This window comes from Bacteroidota bacterium (assembly GCA_019637975.1).
Classification (GTDB): Bacteria; Bacteroidota; Ignavibacteria; order UBA10030; family UBA6906; genus CAADGV01.
In genome coordinates this window covers 150001-151083 of record JAHBUR010000009.1, presented here as the reverse complement: position 1 = coordinate 151083, position 1083 = coordinate 150001, and the positions used below count along the sequence as shown (strand labels likewise).

The following is a 1083-nucleotide window of genomic DNA, read 5'->3' as shown; positions in this document are numbered from 1 at the left end:
ATAACAAAATCAACGGCGGCGGCTCACCGGGCGCGCTCGGCGACACGCTGTAGTAAGTCCAGCGCCGGCCTTGCGATTCCAGGGTGTCGCTGGGCAGCACGGCGCCGGCCAAAAGCAGGCCGGCCAGAAGGTATTTCAGCATTCCCCCATGTTAGCTGTCCCGTCGAACCGAACCTTTGCTCCGGCTTGACAAATATTCCATGGGGTACGCATCATGCACCCTTAGTGACTGCTCAACCTCAGGTCCGGCTACGCGTACCGGTTGGCTTCGAACCCCGTATCTGGGCCAAGCAAGCCTACGCCGCCTATACTCAACATCCGTTTAAGGACTTTTCCGTCAACGCCTGTCCGGGCGCCGGCAAGACCAAATTCGCGGTCATGTTGGCCTACAACGAACTGCGCCGGGGGGCGGTGGATCGCATCGACATTGTGGGACCGTCCACCCACATCTGTGAGCAGTGGCAGCGCGAGTTCGCCTCCTGGGGCCTGGCTCTGGATCCCGAGAATGCCCAGGAATCCCGGGACTGCGTGGGACGCGTCTTTACCTATCAACGGCTGGGAATGGACGCCGACGCCTTCCGCGCCCGCGACCGCCGGCGTACCCTGGTTATTCTCGACGAAGTCCACCACGCCGGCGACAGCAAGTCCTGGGGCGAGGCCCTGCGCCTGGTTTTCAACGCCGCCCACCGGCGCCTGATGCTCTCCGGTACGCCTTTCCGGTCCGACAACAACCCCATCCCTTTCGTGCGCTATCAAAACGGGGATCGGGGCGAGAGCATCAGCGACTATAGCTACGGCTACGGGGAAGCCTTACGCGACAACTATTGCGCCCCGCTCTACTTCCCACACCATGACGGGGAATTCGAGTGGGAGCGGGACGGCAAGTCTTTCGCCGCCAGTTTTTCCACCTTCTTGGAACGCAACTTTGAAGCGGACCGGCTGCGCACCGCCCTGGAGCCGACCGGGGCCTACGTGCAGGGACTGCTCAAAGAAGCCCATCAGCAGCTCTTGGAATTGCGCAAGACTCATCCCGGCGCCGGCGGCATCGTCTTTGGACGCGATGTGGAAAACTGCCAGCAACTG

The 1083-nt window shown here is 62.0% G+C and carries 1 protein-coding gene (only partly in view); it reads left to right on the top strand.

Going from position 1 to position 1083, the window contains the following annotated elements; all coding sequences use genetic code 11:
• Nucleotides 1-225 precede the first annotated feature (225 nt).
• Nucleotides 226-1083 carry the 5' portion of a DEAD/DEAH box helicase family protein gene (locus tag KF749_07025; GenBank protein ID MBX2990905.1) on the top strand. Its footprint extends 792 nt past the window's final position, so only the first 858 of its 1650 coding nucleotides appear in the window; its start codon is at nt 226-228; its stop codon lies off the right edge, out of view.